Annotated in this window: 2 protein-coding genes; both read right to left on the bottom strand. The window is 38.9% G+C overall.

The features are described from left to right. Positions 1 to 10: 10 nt before the first annotated feature. Positions 11 to 550, bottom strand: coding sequence for an IS630 family transposase (locus FTV38_RS17910; protein WP_265738119.1), 540 nt, complete (start codon positions 548 to 550; stop codon positions 11 to 13). Between the two features lie 16 nt (positions 551 to 566). Then, positions 567 to 1022: a helix-turn-helix domain-containing protein gene (locus tag FTV38_RS17905; protein ID WP_004973749.1), complete on the bottom strand. Its 456-nt coding sequence runs from the start codon at positions 1020 to 1022 to the stop codon at positions 567 to 569. Between the last annotated feature and the right edge of the window lie 60 nt (positions 1023 to 1082).

Genomic DNA, 1082 nt, shown 5'->3' with positions numbered 1-1082 from the left:
TAAGCTGTCATTAAAAAGTAAACATGTATTCTTTTCCGAATTGGTTTGATACTCTCTCCACCCATTGCTCTATTTTATCAGCTGTCATGACTTGAAAATCTCGCCAATAATATTTCATCTGCTTCCATACCATCTCGATTCGATTTAACTCAGGGCTATAAGCTGGAATAAAATACAAATTCGTCGAAAAGTTACTTTTAAGTAGCTCTCTGTAATCAGCCATCTTTTTACTTCTATGAATCGAGGCATTATCAACAATAAGAACCAATGGAAGGTTATAAGTCTGTTTTACTTGTTGAGCTATTCCAGTTAAATAGGCATAAAACCAAGTGCTTGTAACTGACTCTTGTAAACAACTTGTCACCAGTTCCCCCGTTGAAAGCAAACACCCCATGACATTAACTCGTTTTAATCTTATTGCATCAACCGCATGAACATCACCTATCTTTGTCCATGCATAGCGGTTATCAGGTGTAGATGAAAACCCTGTTTCATCAACATAACCTAATATAATTTCACCACGTGCCGCTTGCTCTCGTAATTTTTCAATCTGCTGTGTTGCTTGTTCAAATGCAATCGGATCTCTTTTTTTTCAAGCTATGACGGGTACGCTTGAAGACCATACCTGAATCACGTAAAAACTTACGAATGGTTTCAACAGACACGGACACTTCGTATTCTTCATGTAGTTTGACTCGGATTTGTTCTGCATTGAGTGGACTTGTATTGACCCAATCTAGGATTTTCGCCTGATAGTCTGAGATCAATGTATTGGGCCGACCTGAGCGATGACCTTCTTTAATCGATTCAAACTCATACAATTCCCAACGTCGGCGTTGTAGCCTTATGGTTTCTGGGATACGTTCTTGTAGAGTGGCAACTTCCGCAACACTTTTACCTTCAGAAAGCCAGAGAATAGTTTGGGCACGTTGTCTTTCACGCCAATGTTTTGCATGCTTGGCCAGAAAAATGAGTCGTTCTCGCTGTTCTAAACTAAGTGGTACAGAAACAATTCGAGGCATGGGTGAACATCTGTTAACTAAAAAAACTTTTTCGCATGATTAGTTATTTTTGTCAACTTA

Origin of the sequence: Acinetobacter sp. YH16044, from assembly GCF_013417145.1 — a bacterium.
Taxonomy (GTDB): domain Bacteria; phylum Pseudomonadota; class Gammaproteobacteria; order Pseudomonadales; family Moraxellaceae; genus Acinetobacter; species Acinetobacter amyesii.
This window is presented reverse-complemented; position numbering and strand designations above follow the sequence as displayed.

Coding starts and splice junctions, on each gene's coding strand:
- FTV38_RS17905 (WP_004973749.1), bottom strand. CDS start 1,022: ATGCCTCGAATTGTTTCTGTACCACTTAGTTTAGAACAGCGAGAACGA.